The organism is Pseudomonas sp. PGPR40, from assembly GCF_022014505.1.
GTDB lineage: Bacteria > Pseudomonadota > Gammaproteobacteria > Pseudomonadales > Pseudomonadaceae > Aquipseudomonas.
Genome location: NZ_JAKLSP010000040.1, coordinates 1 through 26,384, shown reverse-complemented (window position 1 = coordinate 26,384; position 26,384 = coordinate 1). Strand labels below are relative to the sequence as shown.

At 59.0% G+C, this 26,384-nt stretch carries 22 protein-coding genes; 18 read left to right on the top strand and 4 right to left on the bottom strand.

Translation table 11 applies throughout. The annotated features are described in order from the left end of the window. Window positions 1-16: 16 nt before the first annotated feature. The 13 genes from MEB48_RS26465 (at window position 17) to MEB48_RS26405 (ending at window position 18,469) form a co-directional block, all read left to right on the top strand. Window positions 17-193 (top strand): hypothetical protein, encoded by a 177-nt coding sequence (locus MEB48_RS26465; protein WP_003176118.1) that lies wholly within the window; start codon window positions 17-19, stop codon window positions 191-193. Further along, window positions 177-3,131 carry a sensor histidine kinase gene (locus MEB48_RS26460; protein ID WP_237886734.1) on the top strand — a complete coding sequence of 985 codons (2,955 nt, stop codon included), beginning with the start codon at window positions 177-179 and terminating at the stop codon, window positions 3,129-3,131. Before MEB48_RS26465 ends, MEB48_RS26460 begins: the two co-directional genes overlap by 17 nt. 22 nt (window positions 3,132-3,153) lie before the next feature. Next, on the top strand, window positions 3,154-4,590 hold the full coding sequence (locus tag MEB48_RS26455; RefSeq protein WP_237886733.1) for a sigma-54-dependent transcriptional regulator: 1,437 nt from the start codon (window positions 3,154-3,156) through the stop codon (window positions 4,588-4,590). Between the two features lie 708 nt (window positions 4,591-5,298). Next, entirely contained in the window at window positions 5,299-6,699 is a 1,401-nt protein-coding gene (locus MEB48_RS26450; protein ID WP_237886732.1) for a polynucleotide adenylyltransferase PcnB, read from the top strand. Window positions 6,700-6,702: 3 nt separating this feature from the next. Continuing rightward, window positions 6,703-7,188, top strand: coding sequence for a 2-amino-4-hydroxy-6-hydroxymethyldihydropteridine diphosphokinase (gene folK / locus MEB48_RS26445; RefSeq protein ID WP_237886731.1), 486 nt, complete (start codon window positions 6,703-6,705; stop codon window positions 7,186-7,188). 361 nt (window positions 7,189-7,549) lie between these two features. After that, complete coding sequence (gene panB, locus MEB48_RS26440) at window positions 7,550-8,350, top strand: 3-methyl-2-oxobutanoate hydroxymethyltransferase (protein ID WP_237886730.1); 801 nt, start codon at window positions 7,550-7,552, stop codon at window positions 8,348-8,350. Continuing rightward, window positions 8,347-9,207 carry a pantoate--beta-alanine ligase gene (gene panC, locus MEB48_RS26435; protein ID WP_237886729.1) on the top strand — a complete coding sequence of 287 codons (861 nt, stop codon included), beginning with the start codon at window positions 8,347-8,349 and terminating at the stop codon, window positions 9,205-9,207. The genes panB and panC overlap by 4 nt, the downstream gene beginning before the upstream one ends. A gap of 195 nt (window positions 9,208-9,402) precedes the next feature. Further along, the gene (gene panD / locus MEB48_RS26430) at window positions 9,403-9,783 is read left to right on the top strand and encodes an aspartate 1-decarboxylase (protein ID WP_008153310.1); all 381 of its coding nucleotides are present in this window, start codon (window positions 9,403-9,405) and stop codon (window positions 9,781-9,783) included. Window positions 9,784-10,014: 231 nt separating this feature from the next. Further along, entirely contained in the window at window positions 10,015-11,679 is a 1,665-nt protein-coding gene (pgi, locus tag MEB48_RS26425; protein ID WP_237886728.1) for a glucose-6-phosphate isomerase, read from the top strand. Window positions 11,680-11,850: 171 nt separating this feature from the next. Continuing rightward, window positions 11,851-13,788 carry an acetate--CoA ligase gene (acs, locus tag MEB48_RS26420; RefSeq protein WP_237886727.1) on the top strand — a complete coding sequence of 646 codons (1,938 nt, stop codon included), beginning with the start codon at window positions 11,851-11,853 and terminating at the stop codon, window positions 13,786-13,788. Window positions 13,789-14,104: 316 nt separating this feature from the next. Continuing rightward, window positions 14,105-15,121, top strand: a complete 1,017-nt coding sequence (locus tag MEB48_RS26415) for a class I SAM-dependent rRNA methyltransferase (protein ID WP_237886726.1) — start codon at window positions 14,105-14,107, stop codon at window positions 15,119-15,121. 61 nt (window positions 15,122-15,182) lie between these two features. Beyond that, complete coding sequence (locus MEB48_RS26410; RefSeq protein WP_237886725.1) at window positions 15,183-18,173, top strand: DUF748 domain-containing protein; 2,991 nt, start codon at window positions 15,183-15,185, stop codon at window positions 18,171-18,173. After that, the gene (locus MEB48_RS26405; protein WP_237886724.1) at window positions 18,173-18,469 is read left to right on the top strand and encodes a DUF2845 domain-containing protein; all 297 of its coding nucleotides are present in this window, start codon (window positions 18,173-18,175) and stop codon (window positions 18,467-18,469) included. The genes MEB48_RS26410 and MEB48_RS26405 overlap by 1 nt, the downstream gene beginning before the upstream one ends. Before the next feature lie 286 nt (window positions 18,470-18,755). Here the strand turns inward: MEB48_RS26405 and MEB48_RS26400 are convergent, their stop codons facing one another. Continuing rightward, on the bottom strand, window positions 18,756-19,112 hold the full coding sequence (locus MEB48_RS26400; protein ID WP_237886723.1) for a BON domain-containing protein: 357 nt from the start codon (window positions 19,110-19,112) through the stop codon (window positions 18,756-18,758). 313 nt (window positions 19,113-19,425) lie between these two features. Then, window positions 19,426-19,851 (bottom strand): pilin, encoded by a 426-nt coding sequence (locus MEB48_RS26395; protein ID WP_237886722.1) that lies wholly within the window; start codon window positions 19,849-19,851, stop codon window positions 19,426-19,428. 226 nt (window positions 19,852-20,077) lie between these two features. Between MEB48_RS26395 and pilB the strand changes: the two genes are divergently transcribed. The 5 genes from pilB to yacG are packed head-to-tail and all read left to right on the top strand — an operon-like array spanning window position 20,078 to window position 24,689. After that, window positions 20,078-21,778: a type IV-A pilus assembly ATPase PilB gene (pilB, locus tag MEB48_RS26390; RefSeq protein WP_237886721.1), complete on the top strand. Its 1,701-nt coding sequence runs from the start codon at window positions 20,078-20,080 to the stop codon at window positions 21,776-21,778. 2 nt (window positions 21,779-21,780) lie between these two features. Continuing rightward, entirely contained in the window at window positions 21,781-22,998 is a 1,218-nt protein-coding gene (locus MEB48_RS26385; protein ID WP_237886720.1) for a type II secretion system F family protein, read from the top strand. Between the two features lies 1 nt (window position 22,999). After that, window positions 23,000-23,872: a prepilin peptidase gene (locus MEB48_RS26380; protein WP_237886719.1), complete on the top strand. Its 873-nt coding sequence runs from the start codon at window positions 23,000-23,002 to the stop codon at window positions 23,870-23,872. Further along, window positions 23,869-24,492 carry a dephospho-CoA kinase gene (coaE, locus tag MEB48_RS26375; RefSeq protein ID WP_095055850.1) on the top strand — a complete coding sequence of 208 codons (624 nt, stop codon included), beginning with the start codon at window positions 23,869-23,871 and terminating at the stop codon, window positions 24,490-24,492. The genes MEB48_RS26380 and coaE overlap by 4 nt, the downstream gene beginning before the upstream one ends. Continuing rightward, the gene (gene yacG / locus MEB48_RS26370) at window positions 24,489-24,689 is read left to right on the top strand and encodes a DNA gyrase inhibitor YacG (RefSeq protein ID WP_007938961.1); all 201 of its coding nucleotides are present in this window, start codon (window positions 24,489-24,491) and stop codon (window positions 24,687-24,689) included. The genes coaE and yacG overlap by 4 nt, the downstream gene beginning before the upstream one ends. A gap of 9 nt (window positions 24,690-24,698) precedes the next feature. Here yacG and MEB48_RS26365 read toward each other — a convergent pair whose 3' ends face one another. Next, entirely contained in the window at window positions 24,699-24,914 is a 216-nt protein-coding gene (locus MEB48_RS26365; protein ID WP_237886718.1) for a hypothetical protein, read from the bottom strand. Between the two features lie 63 nt (window positions 24,915-24,977). Continuing rightward, a complete protein-coding gene (locus MEB48_RS26360; RefSeq protein ID WP_237886717.1) occupies window positions 24,978-25,667 on the bottom strand; it encodes an energy-coupling factor ABC transporter permease in 690 nt (229 codons plus the stop codon). Between the last annotated feature and the right edge of the window lie 717 nt (window positions 25,668-26,384).

Genomic DNA, 26,384 nt, shown 5'->3' with positions numbered 1-26,384 from the left:
AAAAAGAGAGGCCGGGATGTACATCTATCGCTTGGTCCTGCTCCTGGTAGTGGGGATTTATCTGTTCTCCCCGGCCATCATGGATTGGTGGATCGACGCCACGGGCGCCTGGTATCGCCCTTATTTGCTCTGGCTGATTCTGATTGTCGTGACCTTCATTCTGCAGAGCCAAAAAGATGCCGATGAGCTTTAGCCTGACCCAGATGATCCTGATCAGCGCCACGTACCTGGCGGTGCTGTTCGGCGTGGCCTGGATCAGCGAACGGGGCATGATCCCCCGGGCGATCATTCGCCACCCGCTGACGTACACCCTGTCGCTGGGTGTTTACGCCAGTGCCTGGGCGTTTTACGGCACGGTGGGCCTGGCTTATCAGTACGGCTACGGTTTTCTGTCCAGCTACCTCGGGGTTTCCGGAGCGTTTCTGCTGGCGCCGGTGCTCTTGTATCCGATCCTGAAAATCACCCGCACTTATCAACTCTCGTCTCTGGCCGACCTGTTCGCGTTTCGTTTCCGCAGCACCTGGGCCGGCGCACTGACAACAATTTTCATGCTGATCGGCGTGTTGCCGTTGCTGGCGTTGCAGATTCAGGCAGTGGCTGACTCCATCAGCATTCTCACCCGCGAACCGGTCCAGCATCGCGTGGCCCTGAGCTTCTGCGCGCTGATTACGCTGTTCACTATTTTCTTCGGCTCGCGCCACATCGCTACCCGCGAGAAACATGAAGGGCTGGTGTTCGCGATTGCCTTCGAGTCGGTGATCAAGTTGATCGCGCTTGGCGGTGTTGGTCTGTATGCGCTGTACGGCGTGTTTGATGGCCCGCAGCAGTTGGAACTATGGCTGCTGCAAAACCAGACCGCCCTCGCCGCCCTGCATACGCCATTGCAGGAAGGCCCGTGGCGCACGCTGCTGCTGGTGTTCTTCGCCTCAGCGATCGTGATGCCGCACATGTACCACATGACTTTTACCGAAAACCTCAACCCGCGCTCGCTGGTCAGTGCTAGCTGGGGTTTACCGCTGTTTCTGCTGTTGATGAGCCTCGCGGTGCCGCTGATTCTCTGGGCCGGGCTGAAACTCGGCGCCACGACCAATCCGGAATACTTCACCCTGGGCATCGGCATCGCCGCCAACAGCAAAGCCCTGGCGCTATTGGCCTATGTCGGCGGATTGTCGGCGGCCAGCGGCCTGATCATCGTCACCACGCTGGCGCTGTCCGGGATGGCGCTGAACCATCTGGTGTTGCCGCTCTATCAGCCGCCGGCCGAAGGCAATATCTACCGTTGGCTGAAGTGGACCCGCCGGGCGCTGATCGTCGCGATCATCATGGCCGGTTACGGTTTCTACCTGATGCTGGGCGCCGAGCAGGATCTGGCGAACCTCGGCATCGTCGCCTTCGTCGCCACGTTGCAGTTCCTGCCGGGGGTGTTGTCGGTGCTGTACTGGCCGACCGCCAACCGTCGCGGCTTTATCGCGGGTCTCCTGGCGGGGATCCTGGTGTGGCTGGTGACCATGCTGTTGCCGCTGGTCGGCAATCTGCAAGGCTTCTACATTCCGCTGTTGAACATGATTTACGTGCTGGACGACACCAGTTGGCACATGGCAGCAATCGCCTCGCTGGCTGCCAACGTGCTGATGTTCACGCTGATCTCGTTGTTCACCAACGCCAGCCCCGAAGAGGCCAGCGCCGCCGAAGCCTGCGCAGTGGACAACGTTCGCCGCCCGCAACGCCGCGAACTGCATGCCGCCTCGCCTCAGGAATTCGCCACGCAGCTTGCAAAACCATTGGGCGCCAAGGCTGCGCAGAAAGAAGTCGAACAGGCGCTGCGTGACCTCTATCTACCGTTCGATGAACGCCGGCCATACGCCTTGCGCCGTTTGCGCGATCGTATCGAAGCCAACCTCTCCGGCTTGATGGGGCCGAGCGTGGCGCAGGACATGGTCGAAACCTTCCTGCCCTACAAGGCCGGCGGTGAGAATTACGTCACTGAAGACATCCACTTCATCGAGAGCCGCCTCGAGGATTACCACTCGCGCCTCACCGGCCTTGCCGCCGAACTCGATGCCCTACGCCGCTACCACCGCCAGACCCTGCAGGAATTGCCGATGGGCGTGTGCTCACTGGCCAAGGATCAGGAAATCCTCATGTGGAACAAAGCCATGGAGGAACTGACCGGGATTGCCGCGCAGCGTGTGGTCGGTTCGCGCCTGAGCACCATTGCCGATCCGTGGAAGGAGTTGCTGCAAGGCTTCATCAATCTGCCGGATGAGCATTTGCACAAACAGCACCTGGCCCTCGATGGCCAGACGCGCTGGCTGAACCTGCACAAAGCGGCGATCGATGAACCGCTGGCGCCGGGTAACAGCGGCCTGGTGCTGCTGGTGGAAGACCTGACCGAAACCCAGATGCTCGAAGACAAACTGGTGCACTCCGAGCGCCTGGCCAGCATCGGTCGACTGGCGGCCGGCGTGGCCCATGAAATCGGCAACCCGATCACCGGCATTGCCTGTCTCGCGCAAAACTTGCGCGAAGAGCGTGAAGAAGACGCCGAACTCACGGAAATCAGTGGACAGATCCTTGAGCAGACCAAACGCGTGTCACGCATCGTTCAGTCGCTGATGAGCTTCGCCCATGCCGGCAGTTACCAGCACAGTGACGAGCCCGTCTGTCTGGCGGAAGTGGCGCAGGATGCCATCGGCCTGCTGGCCTTGAACCGGCGCAATTTCGAAGTACAGTTCTACAACCTGTGTGACCCCGATCACTGGGTCGAAGGCGACCCGCAGCGGCTCGCCCAGGTATTGATCAATCTGCTCTCAAACGCCCGCGACGCCTCACCTGCGGGCAGTGCGGTGCGAGTCAAAAGCGAAGCCGGCGAACACACGGTCGATTTGATCGTCGAAGACGAAGGCAGCGGTATTCCCTCGAACATCATGGACCGACTGTTCGAACCTTTCTTCACCACCAAGGATCCTGGCGAAGGCACCGGTCTGGGCCTTGCACTGGTCTATTCCATCGTTGAAGAGCATTATGGACAAATCACCATCGACAGCCCGGCTGATGTTCAAAGCCAACGCGGCACCCGTATCCGGGTAACTTTGCCGCGTCATGTCGAAGCGACGTCCGCTGTGAACTGAGACCGTCGAGAGTATCGAATCAATGCCGCACATTTTGATCGTCGAAGACGAAACAATTATCCGCTCCGCCTTGCGCCGTCTGCTGGAACGTAACCAGTACCAGGTCAGCGAAGCCGGATCCGTGCAGGAAGCACAAGAGCGTTTCAGCATCCCCACATTTGATCTGATCGTCAGTGATCTGCGTCTTCCGGGCGCACCGGGTACCGAGTTGATCAAACTTGGCCAGGGCACTCCGGTGCTGATCATGACCAGTTACGCCAGCCTGCGTTCGGCCGTCGACTCGATGAAGATGGGCGCGGTGGATTACATCGCCAAGCCTTTCGATCACGACGAAATGCTCCAGGCCGTCGCGCGAATCCTGCGTGACCGGCAATCGGCGCAAACCAGCGGTGAACCGGTCGTCGGTAAAACGATCAATGGCGCTGCGAAAAACGGTGTCGACAATAGCAATGGCGAGATCGGCATTATCGGCTCTTGCCCGCCGATGCAGGACTTGTACAGCAAGATCCGCAAAGTCGCGCCGACCGACTCCAATGTCCTGATCCAGGGTGAATCCGGTACCGGTAAAGAATTGGTAGCACGCGCCCTGCACAACCTGTCCAAACGTGCCAAGGCACCGATGATTTCGGTGAACTGCGCGGCCATTCCGGAAAGCCTGATCGAGTCCGAACTGTTCGGCCACGAAAAAGGTGCGTTCACTGGCGCCAGCGCCGGGCGTGCCGGGTTGGTGGAAGCGGCGGACGGCGGCACTTTATTCCTCGATGAAATCGGTGAACTGCCACTGGAAGCTCAGGCCCGCCTGCTGCGTGTGTTGCAGGAAGGGGAAATCCGCCGAGTCGGTTCGGTGCAGTCCCAGAAGGTCGATGTACGCCTGATCGCCGCGACCCACCGAGACCTCAAGAGCCTGGCGAAGATTGGCCAGTTCCGCGAGGACTTGTATTACCGCCTTCACGTGATCGCCTTGAAGTTGCCGGCCTTGCGTGAGCGCGGTGCAGACGTCAATGAAATTGCCACTGCATTCCTCGCGCGGCAGAGCGCGCGAGTCAACCGCACCGATCTGAAATTTGCCCTGGATGCCGAGCAGGCGATCCGGCATTACGCCTGGCCAGGTAACGTTCGCGAGCTGGAAAACGCGGTCGAGCGCGCCGTGATTCTGTGCGAAAGCCCGGAAATTTCCGCCGAGCTGCTGGGCATCGACATCGAACTGAGCGATCTGGATGATGACGACTTCATCGGCCTGGCGCCCCAGCAGGGCAACGGCGCCGGTAACACCAGCCACGAACCGACCGAAGATTTGTCCCTGGAAGACTACTTCCAGCATTTCGTTCTCGAGCATCAGGACCACATGACCGAAACCGAACTGGCCCGCAAACTCGGGGTCAGTCGCAAATGCTTGTGGGAACGCCGTCAGCGCCTGGGTATTCCACGGCGCAAGACCGGGGTGGCCAGCGAGAGCTGAACCGCACCTGTCGGATGTGCGGGTAACACATGACTTTGTGAAAAAACTGTTACCTCAGCTTTTTCGCGTAACAGAAGCCGGGGCTTACGGTAACGTAGCCCCGGTTTTTTTGGGCCTCGAAAAACACCATTAGCCCGCCTAACCCCTTGTTTTACTGGGTTTCACAAAAGTTGGCACGCGCCCTGCTATAGGTTTGGTACAAGAACAATAACAAGCAATGTACAAGACAATAAAAATAAGACGAATCGACTCACGCACAATAAAAACAAGACGGCGAGAGGCGTAGCTAACTGATTCTTTTGGAGAGGCGTTGCATTTGGGGCTTGCCCCACGACCAGGCCGAGAACAATAAAAAACTGTCCCAAGACAGTGCCTGAACTGGTTGGATCTCACGATCACAGCAACACAGCGACCAAAGCAATCCGTTTGCTCTTGGCTCCCGATTGGGAGGGTCATGAAGGAAAACTTCATGGCGAGGGCGCTCAACAAAAACAAGAAGCCCGAAACCAATAATAAAAATAGAGCACGCAACTACTTCTTGGGGAGCTTCGGCTCCCCTTGTGGTTTCTGCTGTTCAGCCCCATGCCAGACATCCCTTCAGCAGCTTGCGCAGCTTCCTACACCATCCCCTGACTAAATGCTAGAATCCCCGCCCATCATGCGGTCATTCTTCGTTATGGCCGAACATTCCTTCAAACAGTGCATCCCATGCTGAAGAAGTTGTTCCAGTCATTCCGTTCTCCCAAGCGTCATACGCAACACATTCGCAGTACGCCTGAAGTGCTCAACAGCGGCCAACATTCGCTGCAAAAGACACAGTTCAGCCGTTACGCGGTGAATATCGTCGAACGCCTGCAGAACGCCGGTTACCAGGCTTACCTGGTCGGCGGCTGTGTGCGTGACATGCTGCTCGGCATCACGCCGAAAGATTTCGACGTCGCCACCAGCGCCACGCCTGAGCAGGTACGCGCCGAATTTCGCAATGCGCGGATCATCGGTCGGCGTTTCAAACTGGTACATATCCACTTTGGTCGCGAAATCATTGAAGTCGCGACCTTCCGCGCCAATCACCCGCAAAACGACGAGGACGAAGACAGCAACCAATCGTCTCGTAACGAAAGCGGGCGCATTCTGCGCGACAACGTCTACGGCACCCTGGAAGAAGACGCGCAACGCCGCGACTTCACCATCAATGCCTTGTATTACGATCCGGTCAGCGAGCGCATTCTCGATTACGCCAACGGCGTACACGACATCCGCAATCACCTGATCCGCCTGATCGGCGATCCGAAGCAACGCTACCAGGAAGACCCGGTGCGGATGCTGCGGGCCGTGCGTTTTGCCGCCAAGCTGAATTTCGGCATCGAAAAACATAGCGCCACGCCCATCCGCGAACTGGCGCCGATGCTGCGCGAGATCCCGTCGGCTCGTCTGTTCGAAGAAGTGCTCAAGCTGTTCCTCTCCGGCCACGCCGCGGACACCTTCGAAATGCTGGTCGACCTGCAGCTGTTCGATCCGCTGTTCCCGGCCAGTGCGGCAGCGCTGGAATACAACCCGACCTACACCCACACGCTGATCAGTGAAGCGTTGATCAACACAGATCTGCGGATCAAGCAGAACAAACCGGTCACCCCGGCGTTCCTGTTTGCCGCCCTGCTCTGGCCTGCCCTGCCGGCCCGCGTGTTGCGCCTGCAAGAACGCGGCATGCCGCCGATTCCGGCGATGCAGGAAGCCGCTCACGAGCTGATCGCCGAACAGTGCCAGCGCATCGCCATCCCGAAACGCTTCACCATGCCGATCCGCGAGATCTGGGACATGCAGGAGCGTCTGCCACGACGCAGCGGCAAACGCGCCGACCTGCTACTGGACAACCCGCGATTCCGCGCCGGTTACGACTTCCTGCTGCTGCGCGAAAACGCAGGCGAACAGACCGATGGCCTGGGCGAATGGTGGACTGACTATCAGGACGCCAATGACAGCGAACGCCGGGACATGATCCGCGATCTGAGCGGCAAGGACGACGGTACCGGCGCTCCGCGCAAACGGCGCCGCAGCGGTGGTGCCAAGCGCAAGCGCGCTGCCGGCGCACCGAGCGCTACAGGCGAGTAAGCCATGGAGCGCATCTACATCGGCATGGGCAGCAATCTGGCTGACCCCACGCAACAATTGCGCAGCGCTGTCGAAGCGCTGGCGCAGTTGCCGCAAACCGAGCTGGTCGGCGTTTCAGCGTTTTATCAAAGCGACTCGCTGCTGCCCGGTCAACCGCGTTACACCAACGCAGTCGCCGCCCTCGATAGCCACCTCGCCCCGCTGGACCTGCTGGATGCGCTGCAAGCCATCGAGAATGGCCAAGGCCGTGAGCGCCTTGAACGCTGGGGCCCGCGCACGCTGGATCTGGACATCGTGCTGTTCGGCGATCGACTGATCGACGAACCTCGTCTCAAAGTCCCCCACTACCACCTGCAGGAACGGGCCTTTGTCCTCTATCCGCTGGCCGAGCTGGCACCGGCGGATTTGCGCCTGGCCGATGGCCGCAGCCTCACAGCATTGCTCGCCGCTTGCCCGTTTGTCGGCCTGGAACGCCTTTCTCTGAATTGACACAAATCCCCTGTGGGAGCGGGCTTGCTCGCGAAAGCGGTAGCACATTCAACATTGATGTGACTGATACACCGCCTTCGCGAGCAAGCCCGCTCCCACATTGGCTTGTGTCGCGTTCACAACCTCTGCTGAATCGCATCAGTAACGCCGGTAACACCCCCCACGTAACAATGCGGTAACACACGCAATTGACTTCCCGGGTTCTCCTCACGACTATAGGCGTCCCGCTGCCGCCAACGCGGCGCCAAAGGGCGCAATCCAGGCCTTACAAGCACCACGACAGAAGGTGCGCCTGCATAAATGACGAATCACGCGCGTTACTCGCAGTAGTTTCCATAGCGCCTGTAATGAGGATTTTTTCATGCCAGCCATCACCCTGACCACGCTCCAGAGCCTCAAGCAGAAAGGTGAAAAGATCACCATGCTGACCTGCTATGACGCGACCTTCGCCCATGCCTGCAATGAGGCAGGGGTTGAAGTGCTGCTGGTGGGCGACTCCCTCGGCATGGTCTTGCAAGGTCACGACAGCACCCTGCCAGTGACCACCGCTGAAATGGCCTACCACGTGGCAGCCGTCAAACGTGGTAACGCCGATGCCCTGATCCTCGCCGACCTGCCCTTCATGGCCTACGCCACCATTGAACAAACCATGACCAACAGCGCCCTGTTGATGCAGGCCGGTGCCAACATGGTCAAAGTTGAAGGCGCTTTGTGGCTCGCGGACTCGATCCGTCTGCTGGCCGAACGTGGCATCCCGGTGTGCGCGCACATGGGGCTGACACCGCAATCGGTCAACATCCTCGGCGGCTATAAAGTCCAGGGCCGCAACGAGAACCAGGCACGGCAAATGCGCGCCGACGCGATTTCTCTGGAGGAGGCCGGCGCGGCCATGCTGCTGCTCGAATGCGTGCCCAGCGAACTGGCCGAAGAAATTTCCCAGGCGGTGAAGATCCCGGTGATCGGCATCGGTGCCGGCAATGGCACCGACGGTCAGGTACTGGTCCTGCATGACATGCTTGGCTTGTCCATTACCGGCCGCGTACCAAAATTCGTGAAGAACTTCATGACTGATCAAACCAGCATTCAAGCCGCCTTGAGCGCTTACGTCACTGAAGTCAAAGCGGCGACTTTCCCTGACATCGAACACGGATTTTCTGCATGAACACCGTAAAAACCGTACGCGAACTGCGGGCCGCCGTGGCTCGCGCCCGTAGCGAAGGCAAGCGCATCGGCTTCGTGCCAACCATGGGTAACCTGCACAGCGGGCATGTCGCGCTGATTACCAAAGCCATCCAACGGGTGGATTTCGTGGTCGCGAGCATTTTCGTCAACCCGCTGCAATTCGGCGCCGGCGAAGACCTCGACAAATATCCGCGAACCCTGGCCGCCGATCAGGAAAAGTTGCTTCAGGCCGGTTGCCATCTGCTGTTTGCACCGACCGTCGAAGAAATGTACCCCGACGGCATGGCCGGTCAGACCCGCGTCAGCGTTCCGCAACTCTCCGAAGGCCTGTGCGGCGCCAGTCGTCCGGGGCATTTCGAAGGGGTGGCGACTGTCGTCAGCAAGCTGTTCAACATGGTCCAGCCGGATTTGGCGATCTTCGGCCAGAAAGACTTCCAGCAACTGGCGGTGATTCGTGCCCTGGTGCATGACCTGAACATGCCGATCCAGATCATCGGCGAACCTACCGTGCGTGCGGCCGATGGCCTGGCGCTGTCGTCGCGCAATGGTTTCCTCAGCGAAGAACAACGGGCCATCGCGCCAGAGGTCTATCGCACCCTGACCCGGATCAGCGACGCGATCAAACAGGGCGAGCGCGATTACCCAACGTTGATCCATGAGCAGATCAAACAGCTTGAAGCCGCTGGCCTGCGTGTGGATTACCTGGAAATTCGCCATGCGCTGACCTTGCGTCCCGCGACGGTGGAAGATCGGGATCTGGTGATTCTGGTGGCGGCGTTCCTGGGCACGACGCGGTTGATCGACAACCTGCATCTGAACCTTGACACGCCAGCCTGAGCACCGCAAAACCAATGTGGGAGCGGGCTTGCTCGCGAAAGCGGTCTGACAGTCAACGATGATGTTGAATGTGATGGCCTCTTCGCGAGCAAGCCCGCTCCCACGTTAGATCTGCGTCGTTCCAGACTGTATTGCTGCCTCTAAAGCCTTCGGGCAAACTGCCCGCCGTTCGATTTCCGACCTGGGGAAACATTCATGCACGCCATCATGCTCAAGGCCAAGCTGCATCGCGCCGAAGTCACCCATGCTGTACTCGATTACGAAGGTTCCTGCGCCATCGACGGCGAATGGCTGGACCTGTCCGGCATCCGCGAGTACGAACAGATTCAGATCTACAACATCGACAACGGCGAACGCTTCACCACCTACGCGATTCGTGGCGAAGAAGGTTCACGCATGATTTCGGTCAACGGTGCCGCGGCGCACAAGGCCAAGGTCGGCGACCGCGTAATCATCTGTGCTTACGCCCACTACAGCGAAGCCGAACTGCTCAACTTCAAGCCACGCATGCTTTACATGGCGCCGGGTAACGAACTGAGCCACACCAGCAATGCCATTCCGGTTCAGGTCGCCTGATCGAGCCGCTCCCCCCTTTCAGCCTTCCGTTTGTCGGACCGTTCCCGGTTAAATGTTAAAAAAGTACCGGGAGCAGGTCAGACAAAGTCAAGACAGATTGCAGCGCGAGGTTTACTGTATTCGCCCTGCGCCAGAAAATCGTGTCGACGCAGTTGACCGGACGCCCACCCACAGCGCTCCGGGATTTTTTAGTGTTCAAAAGGCCGTTCAAGTAAAAGGAAAACCGCAGCGATGGCGTATTACCGCACTCCTCACGACGTTACCGCTCTGCCCGCTTGGCAAGCGCTGAATGACCACCGCCAAGCCATGCAGGATTTCAGCATGCGCGAAGCCTTTAATGCCGATCCGCAGCGCTTTACTCAATTCACCCTCAGCAGTTGCGGCCTGTTTCTCGACTACTCGAAGAACCTGATCAACGCCGAGACCCGCAACCTGCTGGTGGGCCTGGCCAACGAAGTCGACCTCAAAGGCGCGATCAAAGCGCTGTTCAGTGGCGAAATCGTCAACTCTTCCGAAGGGCGCCCGGCGCTGCACACCGCACTGCGCCGTCCGGTGGGCGATAAGCTGTCGGTCAACGGCGTCAACGTGATGCCCGACGTGCACAAAGTGCTGAACCAGATCACCGATCTTGTGGGTCGCATCCACGACGGTTTGTGGCGCGGTTACACCGAGAAGCCGATCACTGACGTGGTGAACATCGGCATCGGTGGCTCGTTCCTCGGCCCAGAGCTGGTGTCCGAAGCGCTGCTGTCCTACGCCCAGAAAGGCGTGCGCTGCCATTACCTGGCGAACATCGACGGCAGTGAATTCCATGAACTGACCATGAAGCTGCGCGCCGAGACCACGCTGTTCATCGTCTCGTCGAAATCCTTCAACACCCTCGAAACCCTGAAAAACGCCCAGGCTGCACGCGCCTGGTACCTGGCTCAGGGTGGTTCGGAAGCCGAGCTGTACCGTCACTTTATCGCCGTTTCCAGCAACAACGCGGCAGCGGTGGCGTTCGGTATTCGCGAAGAAAACATCTTCCCGATGTGGGATTGGGTCGGTGGCCGTTACTCCCTGTGGTCGGCTATCGGTCTGCCGATTGCCCTGGCCATCGGCATGTCGAACTTCAAGGAGCTGCTGTCCGGTGCTTACACCATGGACCAGCATTTCCAGAGCGCGCCATTCGAACAGAACATGCCGGTACTGCTGGCGTTGCTCGGTGTCTGGTACGGCAACTTCTGGGGCGCGCAAAGCCACGCGATCCTGCCGTACGACCACTACCTGCGCAACATCACCAAACACTTGCAACAGCTGGACATGGAATCCAACGGCAAGAGCGTGCGTCAGGACGGCACGCCAGTGTCCACGGATACTGGCCCGGTGATCTGGGGCGGCGTCGGCTGCAACGGTCAGCACGCTTACCACCAGTTGCTGCACCAAGGCACCCAGCTGATTCCGGCCGACTTTATCGTGCCGATCGTCAGCTTCAATCCGGTGTCCGACCACCACCAGTGGCTGTACGCCAACTGCCTGTCGCAAAGCCAGGCGCTGATGCTCGGCAAAACCCGTGTCGAGGCCGAAGCCGAGCTGCGTGACAAGGGCATGAGCGAGGACGAAGTACAGAAGCTGGCGGCACACAAGGTGATCCCGGGCAACCGTCCGAGCAACACCCTGGTGGTCGAGCGCATCAGCCCGCGTCGTCTTGGCGCACTGGTGGCGCTGTACGAACACAAAGTCTTCGTGCAAAGCGTGGTCTGGGGCATCAACGCCTTCGATCAGTGGGGCGTGGAGCTTGGTAAAGAGCTGGGCAAAGGCGTCTACAACCGCCTGGTCGGCAGCGAAGAAACCCCGGCCGACGATGCTTCCACCCAAGGCCTGATCAACTACTTCCGCGGTCGTCACCGCGGGTGATTTGACGCCATTCCTACGGGGCGTACTAACCTTGTAGGAGCTGGCTTGCCAGCGAAAGCGGTGGATCCGTCGACATCTGTGTTGATTGACCTACCGCCTTCGCTGGCAAGCCAGCTCCTACGAGGGTCGCGCAGCTCCCCTCTTGTCGAAAAACAAGAATAAGGAACCGTCATGTTCGATATCAGCACGTTCCCCAAAGCCGATGCCGTCCGCCGGGCTGCACAATTAAGTCAAGACGACTATCAACGCCTGTATCGCCAATCCATCGAACACCCCAGCACCTTCTGGGCCGAACAGGCCACACGCTTCCTCGATTGGACCGCACCGTGGCAAACCGTCCAGCGTTATGACTTGAAAACCGGTGAGGCAAGCTGGTTCGCCGGCGGGAAGTTAAACGTCAGTTACAACTGCATCGACCGTCACCTGGAAAAGCGCGGCGATCAAATCGCGATCATCTGGGAAGGCGATGACCCCGCCGAATCTGCCCAGGTCACCTACAAAAAACTCCATCACAACGTCTGTCGACTGGCCAACGTGCTCAAAAGCCGTGGCGTGAAGAAAGGCGACCGCGTGTGCATCTACATGCCGATGATTCCCGAAGCCGCCTACGCCATGCTCGCCTGCGCGCGTATCGGTGCGATTCATTCGGTGGTGTTCGGTGGATTTTCCCCGGATTCGCTGCGTGACCGGATCCTCGACGCCGATTGCCACACCGTTATCACCGCCGATGAAGGCGTGCGCGGCGGTAAATTCGTGCCGCTCAAACAGAACGTCGACACGGCACTGCAAAGCTGCCCGGACGTGAACACCGTGATCGTGGTCGAACACACCCAAAACCAGGTCAACTGGGTCGACGACCGGGATATCTGGTACCACCAGGCTTTGCGCGATGTCAGCGACGACTGTCCGCCAGAGCCGATGGACGCCGAAGACCCGCTGTTCATCCTCTACACCTCCGGCAGCACCGGCAAACCTAAAGGTGTGCTGCACACCACTGGCGGCTACTTGCTACAAGCGGCAATGACCTTCAAGTACGTGCTCGATTATCGCGACGGTGAAGTCTTCTGGTGCACCGCCGATGTCGGCTGGGTCACCGGCCACAGCTATATCGTCTACGGGCCTTTGGCCAACGGTGCGACCACGCTGATCTTCGAAGGCGTGCCGAACTACCCCAGCACCTCGCGCTTCTGGCAGGTGATCGACAAGCATCATGTGAACATCTTCTACACCGCCCCGACCGCCCTGCGTGCGCTGATGCGTGAAGGTCCCGAGCCGCTGAAGGAAACGTCCCGCGAGAGCCTGCGATTACTCGGCACCGTCGGTGAGCCGATCAACCCGGAAGCCTGGGAATGGTATTTCAATACGGTCGGCGAGCAGCGTTGCCCGATTGTCGATACCTGGTGGCAGACCGAAACCGGCGGCATCATGATCAGCCCGCTGGTCAGCACCCAACGGCTCAAACCCGGTTGCGCCACCCAACCGATGTTCGGCGTGCAACCGGTACTGCTCGATGAACACGGCAAGGAAATCAAAGGCGCCGGCAGCGGCATATTGGCCATCAAGTCCAGCTGGCCGGCGCAGATTCGCAGCGTCTACGGCGACCCGAAACGGATGATCGAAACCTATTTCAAGCCCTACCCCGGCTACTACTTCACCGGCGATGGCGCACGCAGGGACGAGGACGGCGACTACTGGATCACCGGGCGCATCGACGACGTGATCAACGTCTCCGGGCATCGTATCGGCACCGCCGAAGTGGAGAGCGCTCTGGTGCTGCACGACAGCATCGCCGAGGCCGCCGTGGTCGGTTACCCCCATGATGTCAAAGGCCAGGGCATCTATGCCTTCGTTACGCCCATGAATGGCACCGAACCCAACGACGAACTGAAGCAGCAATTGCTGGCGCATGTCAGCAAGGAAATCGGCAGCTTCGCCAAACCGGATTTGATCCAATGGGCTCCGGCCCTGCCGAAAACCCGTTCGGGCAAGATCATGCGACGCATTCTGCGCAAGATCGCCTGCAACGAACTGGACAGCCTGGGCGATACCTCGACCCTCGCCGATCCGAGCGTGGTGCAAGGGCTGATCGATCAGCGGCTGAACCAATGAGCCCATGCAGTGCATTGACCATCACCTGTAGGAGCGAGGCTTGCCCGCGAAGACGGCGGCACAGTCAACATTAATGTCGCCTGACACACCGCTTTCGCGGGCAAGCCTCGCTCCTACAGGCACAGGCACAGGCACAGGCACAGGTACAGGTTTGATCGTTCCCACGCTCTGCGTGGGAATGCAGCCAGGGACGCTCCGCGTCCCAAGAAGCAGACGCAGAGCGTCCGGTGAGGCATTCCCACGCAGAGCGTGGGAACGATCAGCCCATAGCTGTTAAACTCCCGCGCCCCCAATTCCCTCCTGCAAGGCGCCCAGCATGTCTTCCTTGAATCAGGCGCTGTGCGCCGCCCTCGATCGTCGCCAGGACCTGCTCGTCGAGCTGCATCAGCAAGGCACCGATTGCTATCGCCTGTTCCACGGCAGCCAGGAAGGCGCCGGCGGCCTGACCATCGACCGCTATGGCCCGCAACTGTTGGTGCAGAGTTTTCATCAGGCTCTGGAGCGGGACGTCCTGCTGCAATTGCACGAGACCGTCAATCAACAGCTGGGCCTCGACACCCTGCTGGTCTACAACGACCGTTCCCGTGGCAACTCACGCATCGACCGCGAAGACACCGTCTACCGCGCCGACGAAGCCGCCCTGCAAGATTTGATCGGCCACGAATGGGGACTGAACTACCGGGTTCGCGGGCGCCACGCCGGCCAGGACCCGTTGTTGTTTCTTGATCTGCGCAACGCTCGCGGCTGGGTCAAGGCGCACAGCAAAAACAAAAGTGTGCTGAACCTGTTTGCCTACACCTGTGGCGTCGGCCTCTGCGCCGCGGCGGGCGGTGCGAGCGAGGTGTGCAACCTGGACTTTGCCGAAGGCAATCTGGCGGTCGGCCGCGAGAACGGTCTGCTCAACCCGCAATTGCCAACGATGGAATTCATTCAGTCCGATTACTTTCCGGCGATTCGTCAATTGGCCGGCCTGCCGATCAGCCAGCGTCGCGGCCAGAAACTGCCGAGCTATCAACGCCTCGACCCGCGTCAGTACGATCTGGTTCTGCTCGATCCACCGGCCTGGGCCAAGAGCGCGTTCGGCACCGTTGACCTGTTGCGTGACTACCAGAGCCTGCTCAAACCGGCGCTGCTGACCACTGCCGACGACGGCGTGCTGATCTGCTGCAACAACTTGGCGAAGGTCAGCATGGACGATTGGCGCGAACAGGTTCTGCGCTGCGCAGAGAAGGCCGGGCGTCCGGTGCGTGAGTGGACAGCGCTGACACCGGGCAGCGATTTCCCGTCGTTGGATCAACAGCCGCCGCTGAAAACGCTGATCCTGCAGCTCTGAAAATCCGCACCGATAATCAGATAAATCCTATAAAGCGTGGTTGCTTCGGAACCGCAAACGCATGCCATACTCCAAGGCACTCCGATTCCGACAGTTGAAGCCGCACATGCCCAAAGGATTGATTCGCGCTATCGGCGCCTTATTGACTGCCCTGGCTCTTTATAGCCTGCTGGGGTTTCTGATTTTGCCGGGCATCGCGTTGCGGGTCGCCAACCAACAATTGGCCAACTACGCCACGACGCCCGCGACGATTCAGCGAATCGAACTCAACCCGTTCAGTCTCGAAGTCACCCTTTGGGGCCTGGTCATCGGCGAGCCGGGCAAGGAACAAGTGGGCTTCGAGCGACTGTATGCGAACCTGCAGATCGACAGCCTGTGGACCAAGGCGCTGCACTTGTCCGATATCGAACTGGACAAACCCAAGACCGAAATCCTCTTCGGCAAGGACGGCAAACTCAACCTGCTCGGGCTGTTCAACATCCCCGCCAGCGAACCGACCCCGGCCGATCCGGACGCCAAGCCATTTCCGCTGCGCGTGGATCGGATCAAATTGGCCGCTGGTTCCGTACATTTCCAGGATGCACGTCCCAGCGAACCCATCGAATTCCTCTACGACAAACTCGATTTCGAACTGAAAAATCTCAGCACCTTGCCCAAAGACAGCGCCGACATGACGTTGGTCGCCATCGGTCCGGGAGGTGGACAGATCGACTGGACCGGTAACTTCAGCCTGATCCCGATCGCCTCCGAAGGTAAGCTGAAAATCACCGATGGCAAGATGAAATCCTTCTGGCCCTATGTGCGCGATGCGGTGCCACTCGTGCTCGAAGAGGGCGTCGTCAGCCTCAGCACCGATTACAAGCTCAACCTGGCCAAGGAAACCGAACTGCTGCTGAGCAATGTCGCGGTCAGCGTCGCGCCTTTCGCCATCAAGGCTCCGGACGGTCGACCGCTGGCGAAGCTCGATCGGCTGGACATCAGTGAAACCACCGTGGATCTGGCCAAACAGCAAGTGGTGGTCGGCAAGATTCGCAGCCAGAAACTGGAAACCTGGGCCGCCCTCGAAGCCGACGGACAACTCGATTGGCAAAAACTGTTCGCCAGTCAGCCGTCCAAAGCGGCCGCCAAGGCCAATGCCGAGCCGATCAGCGCACCCGCGGCTGCCGATTCGCCGAAGCCTGAACCGAGCGCGCCGAGCAAGCCCTGGCAGGTACTGCTCAAAGACGTGCAACTGCGCGATTACCAGGTGCATCTGGCCGACCGCAAGGCACAACCCGCCGTGGCGCTTGAGGTGGGCCCGCTGAACCTGGACCTGCAAAACTTCGACAGCCTCAATGGCTCACCTTTCAACCTCAAGCTCGACACCGGCGTGGGCAAGCAAGGCAAGATCACAGCGGATGGCGTGGTCAATCTGGCCCCGATCAGCGCCAAACTGAACGTGCAGACCAAGGACATTGACCTGCGCGTCGCCCAGTCCTACATCAACCCGTTCATTCGTCTCGAACTGCGCAGCGGCATGCTGGGCAGTGATCTGGCGGTCGACCTGAAAAGCACCGAACCGCTGGCGTTCAACGTCACCGGCCGTGCCCAGGTCGATCAACTCCATACCCTCGACACCCTGAAAACCCGCGACTTCCTCAAGTGGCAACAATTGGTGCTCGAAGGTCTGAACTATCAGCATGGCGATAGCCTGTCGATCGACAAGGTCAATCTGTTCCAGCCCTATGCGCGTTTCATGATCAACGATGACCGCACCACCAACATCGATGACCTGTTGATTGCGCAACCGGCCGATTCCGGCACCACAACCGCCGCTGCTGACAAACCGCCAGCCGGAAAAGAAAAACCGCTGGGCATCCACATTGGCGGCATCGCCATCAATGATGGTTCGGCTAACTTCGCCGACTTCAGCCTGACGCCGAACTTCGCTACGGCCGCTCAACAGCTCAACGGGAAGATCGGAACCATCGACAGCCGCCAGGCAAAACCGGCCAGTGTCGACATCAAAGGTAAAGTCGACCGCTATGCGCCAGTGACCATCAAAGGTTCGGTCAACCCGTTCGACCCAATGGCCAGCCTCGACATCGCCACCAGTTTCAAACGGGTGGAATTGACGAACTTGACGCCCTACTCCGGCAAGTTCGCCGGTTACCGTATCCGCAAGGGCCGGCTCAATCTCGACCTGCATTACAAGATCACCAACGGCCAGCTCCTGGCCGAAAACAAAGTGGTGGTCGAGCAGCTACAACTGGGTGAAAAGGTCGACAGCCCGGACGCGGTGAGCCTGCCGCTGAAACTGGCGATTGCCTTGCTCAAGGATGTCGACGGGAAGATTTCCATAGAACTGCCGGTCAGCGGCGATCTGAACAACCCGCAGTTCAGCGTCATGCCGATTGTCTGGCAGACCCTGCGCAATCTGATTGTCAAAGCTGCGGCGGCACCGTTCAAAATGATTGGCGGGCTGGTCAGTGGCGGCGGCTCGGAAGACTTGGGTACAGTCTCTTTCACCCCGGGTTCAAGTGAGTTGAGCCAGGACGCCGAAGCGGCGCTGGTCAAACTGTCTCAGGCGCTCAAGGAACGTCCGGCCCTGCGCCTGGAAATCGAAGGCACCGCCGCCAAGAGCAGCGATGGCCCGCTGATCGCCGAGCAACGCCTGGAGCGGGAATACCAGTACAACTACTACAAAATGCTCCAGCGTCGCGGTGACAAGGTGCCGGCCCAGGCCTCATTGCTGCAAGTGCCGGACAACGAGAAAAGCCCACTGCTCGAAGGAATCTACCGCACGCGTCTCAAGACTCAGCCACCGGCCGAATGGAAAGACCTGGGCAAGGAAGAACGCAGTAAAAAAATGCGTGAAGGCGTGATTGGCTTCTGGAGCTCCAGCGAGGTGCTGTTGCGTCAACTGGGGCAAGAACGGGCCAGCAGCATCAAGGATTATCTGGTGGACAAAGGTCAGTTGGCCGATGACCGCGTGTACTTCATCGACGCCAGCCTCGGTGAGGCAGAAAGCGATGGCCGCGTTATCACGCCCCTGCATCTGGATGCCGAGTGATGGGCGCACGCTGGCTTCTGAGCCTGGCTCTGATGCTGGCTGCCGGACAGGCTGCGGCGGCCGATACCTTGCGCTGCGGCAGTCAACTGATCAGCGTGGGGGACAGGTCCGGCGAAGTGCTGCAAAAATGCGGAGAGCCCGTTGCCCGCGACGTGTTGGGCTACAAGCGCAGCGCCAATCGGCGGGAAGAGTTTCAGGTCGAGGAATGGACCTACGGCCCCAACAGCGGGATGTACCAGTACCTGCGCTTTGAAGGGAATCGCTTGGTTCGAATCACCAGCAAGCGTGGCAATTAAATCCACCACAATCCGATGTGGGTACCGGTCAATGTGGGAGCGGGCTTGCTCGCGAATGCGGTGGGTCTGTCGGCATCAATGTTGACTGACCCACCGCATTCGCGAGCAAGCCCGCTCCCACATTAGTTGTTTTGCGTAGCCCGCAATAGAACAGGCCCCGACACAAATGTCGGGGCCTGTAATGGCCACATCCTTGTGGCCTTGCGCGTGAACTCTGAAAAAGCGGCAGACGTATGACTCGGCTCATCTACCGCATCTTCTCCCGGTCCAGGCGAGAAGCCTTGTTTTACTCGGATTTCAGGCCGTCGGCGGACACCGCTTTGACGCCTTTGATGTTCTTGGCGATAGCCACGGCGGTTGTTTTCTGAGCGTCTGTCAGAACGGTCATGGAAGACAGGGAAACAACGCCTTTTTTGGTTTCGACTTTGATGTCGGTGCCTGGGATGCCTTTTTCAGTTATCAGGTCTGCTTTGACTTTGGTGGTGATCCAGGTATCGGAAGCATCCTCTTTCACTTCAGTGACTTCGCCGGCGGCGAGCATCATCGGTGCCTGAGTCGCCAGAGCGTTCTGTGCAAATGCAGTGTTGGCCATGGTCAGGGTCAACGCGGTAGCAGTAGCGGCAGCGATAGCGAACTTCTTCATACGAGTAACTCCTGTATTTCTGGAAAGTCTGCTGCGTGTCTTGTCAGCAGGGTTACAGGAAAGAGTGCGAACGCTGTGCCAACTGTCAGATAAAAATTAAATGCTTATAAATCAATCATTTAATAACAGCGGCAATTTTCGAAATCATGCAAATTGCATGACTGCGAAATTATCTACATGCAACATGCGGGTTTTAACGCAGGCCTAAGGCCATGAATTGTCGGGGGTTTCTCGATTACCTGTCCCCAAAAATAGCGAACAAAAAAATGCCTCGCGTCGTTAAACGCGGGGCATTTGGCAGGATGACAATGGATCAGCCAGCAGCGGCAACGGGAGGGCAACCTTTAGGCGCGTATTCCGCGTCAACCGTAGTGGTGCAAGTCCAGCCACCGGCAAGTGTGCGCGTGAGCGTGACGGTTTTGCTGAGCACCGGCCCCGGTGCATTGAGAATCGTGCAAGCAATACTGCCCGCACCGGTAGAGGCGGTACCCGTTGCCGTAATCGTGCAATTACCCGTGGCGCTCGCCGCGCCGATCCCGGCGGGGGCGGCAATATCGGTGCCTTGATTGATGATGTCTTCGAAAGGCACCTTCAGTGCCGAGATTTCTGCAACCGCAGCGGTGACCTTCGCCCGCGCCTGGTACTTCGAATACTGCGGTAACGCAAACGTCGCCAGAATCCCGATGATCGCCACCACGATCAGCAGTTCGATCAAGGTAAAACCATTTTGATTTTTCATAGACAGGCTCCATGCATGAGTCGAAATCTCATGATCTAAACAAGGCACAGCACAGCTCATGCCAAGTCGCGTACGCCCCTTCCTGCGGGGCGCGAGACCGTGGCAAAGACCTTTCCTACTCCAAGGATCCGCACTATCTGACACTTTTTGTCACCTCATCCCGCCTGGTTTGGTTCCACTGCTTGACTAGGCTATAAGTCATTCACTGCCTGCGTCCGGAATTCTAATGAATGACATCGCCCTTAGCGGTCTGGCCAAGCAATTGGTACTGGCCGAACTGATCACCGACCAAAGTGCGCAACAGGCGTATCAGCAAGCCCAACGCAATCGAATTTCGCTGGTCAGCTATCTGGTGCAAAACAAACTGCTGAAAAGCTGGCAGGTCGCCGAAGTGGCCTCGGAGCATTTCGGCATAGCCCTGCTGGACCTCAACTGCCTGGACAAGGACACCCAACCCCGAGGGCTGGTCAGCGAGAAGCTGATCCGTCAGCACCACGCCCTGCCCCTCTGGCGGCGTGGTAACAGACTGTTCGTGGGGATTTCCGACCCGACCAATCATCAAGCCATCAACGACATCCAGTTCAGCACCGGGCTGAGCACCGAAGCCATCCTGGTGGAGGAAGACAAGCTCAGCGACGCCATTGAAAAGTTCTTCGACAACCAGTCCACCGGTCTGGAAGACATGGCCGATGTCGACCTCGACGGGGTGGATATCGAGTCGGTCGATGAGCAGAAACAGGACCCCATCCCAGGGCAAGATACCGATGACGCGCCGGTGGTGCGCTTTGTCCACAAGATGCTGCTCGACGCGATCAAGAGCGGCTCTTCCGACCTGCATTTCGAACCCTATGAAAAAATCTACCGCGTGCGAATGCGCACCGATGGCATGCTGCGGGAGGTCGCCAGGCCGCCAACGCAACTGGCCAACCGCATTGCTTCCCGGCTGAAGGTCATGGCCAGCCTCGACATCTCCGAGCGGCGTAAACCCCAGGACGGGCGAATCAAGATGCATCTGTCCAGAAGCAAGTCCATCGACTTCCGGGTCAATACCCTGCCGACCCTGTGGGGCGAGAAAGTGGTGATCCGGATTCTCGACCCGTCCAGTGCACAAATGGGCATCGATGCCCTCGGCTACGAACCTGACCAGAAAGACCTGTACATGGCCGCCCTCAAGCAGCCACAAGGGATGATCCTGGTGACCGGCCCCACCGGCTCGGGCAAAACCGTATCGCTTTATACCGGGCTGAATATCCTCAATACCGTCGACATCAACATCTCTACCGCCGAAGATCCGGTAGAAATCAACATCGAAGGCATCAACCAGGTCAACGTCAATCCCAGGCAGGGACTGGATTTCGCCCAGGCGCTGCGCTCGTTTCTGCGTCAGGACCCGGACGTGATCATGGTCGGCGAAATCCGCGACCTCGAAACCGCCGAAATTGCCATTAAGGCCGCCCAGACCGGGCACATGGTCCTTTCCACCTTGCACACCAACAGCGCCGCGCAAACCCTGACCCGCCTGCACAACATGGGGATTCAGGGGTTCAACATCGCGACTTCGGTCAGCCTGATCATCGCCCAACGCCTGGCGCGAAAACTGTGCAGTCATTGCAAAAAGCCCATCGAGATTCCCCGCGAGGCGTTACTCAAGGAAGGTTTTCCCGAGGAACGCATCGGCTCGTTCACGATCTATGAACCGGTTGGTTGTGATCAGTGCAACAACGGTTACAAAGGGCGAGTAGGGATTTATGAAGTGGTAAAGAACACCCCAGACCTGCAACGGCTGATCATGGCCGAAGGCAATTCACTGGAAATCGACATCCAGATGCGTAAGGACGGCTTCAACGACCTGCGCACTTCGGGCCTGCTCAAGGCCATGCAAGGCATCACCAGCCTTGAAGAAATCAACCGGGTCACGAAGGACTGAACATGGCGGTCAAAGCAGCGAAAATCAATGTATATGCCTGGGAAGGCACAGACAAAAAAGGCACCAGAATGACCGGCGAGTTGACCGGTCAAAATCCCGCGCTGATCAAAGCGCAGTTACGCAAGCAAGGCATTAACCCGGGCAAGGTGCGGAAAAAAACCGCATCCATCTTCCGTGCCGGCAAACGCATCAAGGCTCTGGACATTGCCCTGTTTACCCGGCAAATGGCGACCATGATGAAAGCCGGCGTACCGCTGCTGCAATCCTTCGACATTATCGGCGAGGGCTTCGATAACCCGAACATGCGCAAGCTGGTCGACGAGGTGAAACAGGAAGTCGCGGCCGGCAATAGCTTCGCCGCCGCCCTGCGCAAAAAGCCCCAGTATTTCGATGAGTTGTACTGCAACCTGGTGGATGCCGGCGAGCAGGCCGGAGCCTTGGATACCCTGCTGGAACGAGTGGCGACCTACAAGGAAAAGAGCGAAAGCCTCAAGGCCAAGATCAAGAAAGCCATGACCTACCCGCTGGCGGTGGTGTTCGTCGCGATCATTGTGACCGGGATTCTGCTGGTCAAGGTTGTGCCGCAGTTCGAGTCGGTGTTCTCGGGGTTTGGAGCCGAGCTGCCGGCGTTTACCGTGATGGTCATCGGCTTGTCGGAGTTTTTGCAGGACTGGTGGTGGATGGTGCTCGGCGTGCTGGGTGCGGCGATCTTCGGCGTACGTCATGCCTTTAAAAAATCACCAGGCTTTCGCGACCGGACGGACACCTGGCTGCTGAAACTGCCGTTGGTTGGGGCGCTCATGTACAAGTCCGCCGTGGCCCGTTTCGCCCGTACGCTGTCGACGACATTCGCCGCCGGAGTGCCACTGGTCGAAGCCCTGGATTCAGTCGCGGGCGCGACCGGCAATATCGTGTTCAAGCGAGCGGTATTACGCATCAAGCAGGACGTTTCAACCGGCATGCAGCTGAATTTTTCCATGCGCACCTCCGGTATCTTTCCGACCATGGCCATCCAGATGACGGCCATTGGCGAAGAGTCCGGCGCGCTGGATGACATGCTCGACAAGGTCGCGAGCTTCTATGAGGACGAAGTGGATAACATGGTCGATAACCTGACCAGCCTGATGGAGCCGTTCATCATGGTGGTGTTGGGGGTTATCGTCGGTGGCCTTGTGGTTGCGATGTACCTGCCTATCTTTCAACTCGGCTCAGCGATCTGATATGTCCTTGAACGAATTTCTGAGCCTCAATCCGCAGGCCTTCACGATCACCGCAGGGCTGATCGGCTTGCTGATCGGCAGTTTTCTCAATGTGGTGATCTGGCGCCTGCCGAAAATGCTCGAGCGTGACTGGCGCTTGCAGGCCCATGACGTACTGGATTTGCCACCCGAAGCCCCCGGCCCGGTTTACAACCTGATACTGCCTCACTCCGAGTGCCCTCACTGTGGCCATCGGATTCGAGCGTGGGAAAACATTCCCGTGCTCAGTTATCTGTTTTTACTTGGGCGATGCTCAAGCTGCGCGACGCCGATCAGCAAACGGTACCCGCTGACCGAACTGGCCTGCGGCGCGCTGTCGGCGTTCGTCGCCTGGCATTTCGGTTTCGGCTGGCAGGCCTGCATGGTGCTGATCCTGAGCTGGGGCCTGTTGGCGATGAGCCTGATCGACGCCGAACACCAACTGTTGCCGGACGTGCTGGTACTGCCGCTGATATGGCTGGGGTTGATCGTCAACAGCTTCGGGCTCTTCGTCTCGCTGCATGACGCGTTCTGGGGCGCGGTGGCCGGCTACATGGCGCTGTGGACGGTGTTCTGGCTGTTCAAGCTGATCACCGGCAAGGACGGCATCGGCTACGGGGACTTCAAGCTGTTGGCGATGCTTGGTGCCTGGGGCGGCTGGCAAATCCTGCCGCTGACCATCCTGCTGTCATCGCTGCTGGGCGCCATTATCGGGGTGATTTTGCTGCGCCTGCGGGACGCGAAAACCTCGACACCGCTGCCCTTTGGCCCCTATCTGGCCATTGCCGGCTGGATTGCCTTGCTCTGGGGTGGTCAAATAACCGGCTTCTATTGGCAGTTTGTCGGTTTGAAATGAATACCCCTGTGGAAAAACCCTGGATTCTCGGCCTGACCGGCGGCATCGGCAGCGGCAAAAGCGCGGCAGCCCAGCACTTCATCGACCTGGGCGTGCACGTGGTCGACGCCGATCATGCGGCTCGCTGGGTCGTCGAACCCGGTCGCCCGGCACTGGCGAAGATCGCCGAGCACTTTGGCCCCGGCGTGCTGCAAGCCGACGGCCAACTGAATCGCGCGGCGCTGCGCAAGCTGATCTTCGAAGTGCCGGATGAACGCCGCTGGCTCGAAGCGCTGCTGCATCCGCTGATCGCCGAAGAAATCGCCCACCATCTGGCCAAGGCACAATCGTCTTACGCGATTCTGGTTTCGCCGCTGCTGATCGAGTCCGGGCAGTACGCCATGACCCAACGCGTCCTGGTGATCGATGCCCCGGAACAGTTACAGATCGAACGCACCCTGCAGCGTGACCAGACCAGCGAACAGCAGGTCCAGGCGATCCTCAAGGCTCAGTCCAGCCGACAGGACCGCGTGAGCCATGCCGACGATGTGGTGGTCAACGACCGCGACCTCGCCTGGCTGCACAGCGAGGTCGAACGCCTGCATCACTTTTACCTTACTTTGCGTGGAGGCCAGTCATGAGCCAAACCCCAACCGTCGATTGCCCAACCTGTGGCGCCCCTGTCGAATGGAGCCCCGAGAACAAGTTCCGGCCATTCTGTTCGGACCGTTGCAAACTGATCGACCTGGGCGCCTGGGCGTCGGAAGAACACAAGATTCCGGTGCCCCCCGATGCCGAGGACGAATTGTTCAGCGGCGACTTCGACCCGCGTCACTGATCCCGACCCTCAGGGCCGCATAAAGCCATAGTCCTGGCCCTCGTCGAGGTTTTCGGCGAGAAATCGCAACTCATCGGCCAGGTCTTCCATATTGCGTACCGCCTTGCTCTGCTGCACCACCGCACTGAGCAAGGCGCGCAGGCTCAATCCCGGATCGAAGCCCACCTCTTGCGCCACATCCAGACTCTGACGCAACTCCTGCCGGGCCCACTCGTACACACTCATGCCATTGCTCCTGAAAATTTTCCAGAGCATGGATTCGGCAACGTTTTTTGGATTTGATGTGGATCAAGATTTGGGATCGTCGTCTTTCCAGGGCGCCGAAAGGTAGCGCGTGCGATTGAACGTCTCCAGCCATTCGGGGCAGAACACCACCAATGCGCTGACCACCATGCCGTTGATAAATGCTTCCGGGAAAATGAGCAGCCACAGATAGCCGACAAAATCTTCCAGCCAATACGGCATGGCGAAACGTTCGTCGTACCACAGCAATGTGAGCGTCAGAATCAGGCACAACAGGGCCGATAACGCAGCGGCAAAAAAACCGGAGCAGAAGATGTACACAAAAGGATTACGCGGCTGCGCGCGCTCGACCAGGATTGCGCAGCACTCGGTGATCAGCACCGGCAACAGAATCAGCAGCGCGCCGTTAACCCCCATGGCTGCCATGTCCTGCCGTCCGAGCAGCACCAATCCCGTTTGCGCGACCAACCCGCCGACAATCGCTAACGGCCAATCCAGCAGTAATGTCACCGCTGTCATGCCGATGAAGTGATAGGACACTCCGGTGTCGAAGTCTCGTCGCACCAGCCAGAGCATGAACAGTGCGAACACCGTGCCGAACAACAGATGCTGACGGCGGCTATCGCTGAACAGTTCGACCCAGGGTGCTCGACAGACCGCCCAGATCACTACCGGCACGTAAATCAGCCATCCCACTGTGAGGCTTTGCGGTGACAGCAGTTCGGCGCCGATCATGGGCGTGCCTTCTTCGGTGCCGGAGTTCGCTGAAGCAAAAGACTGAGCAGCAATACTGTTCTATATTTCACGCGTCTCTCCTGTCGTGATAGCTCTCAGTCTATACCGGCGTTTCTGACTGGCCGTATCGCTGTTCTAGCTGCGGGATTTTGAGGGTGTACATATCCGTTTCTGCGGTCACGGCCACCTAGGGTTCCGCCCTTACGGCGGGTCACTTGGAAAAGCCCCAAGTAACCAAGGGCTCTTTGCCCCTTTCGTTCGGTGCCTCGCCTAGGCTCGGCATGCCCTCGCTCCGGTCCTGCTCCGTGGGCCCGCCGCGATCGGCCATCCTTGGCCGTGCGCGGCTAACCCGGCATCCATGCCGGGTTGCCCACTACGCAGAACCTCCACTCGGCCTCTCGAGGGGGCGGTGCATCAAGATCAACAGCTGCAGGCGAGCTAACGCTCGGCCTGTTGAGTGGTGAAAAGCGCAGCTGTACAACCGATCCTTGTAGGAGCGAGGCTTGCCCGCGAAGCCGTTGCCGTTGCCGTTGCCGTTGCCGTTGCCGTTGCCGTTGTTTTGGCTTTAGCTTTGGCTTTTGATCTTGATCTTGATCTTGATCTGCTTGCCCCTTTTCCCAGAGGCCGAACGCAGGCGTTGCGCAGGGGGCACCGCGGCAAGGATGCCGCGGTAGCCGCGCACGGCCATGGATGGCCGATCGCGGCGGGCCCCCGGAG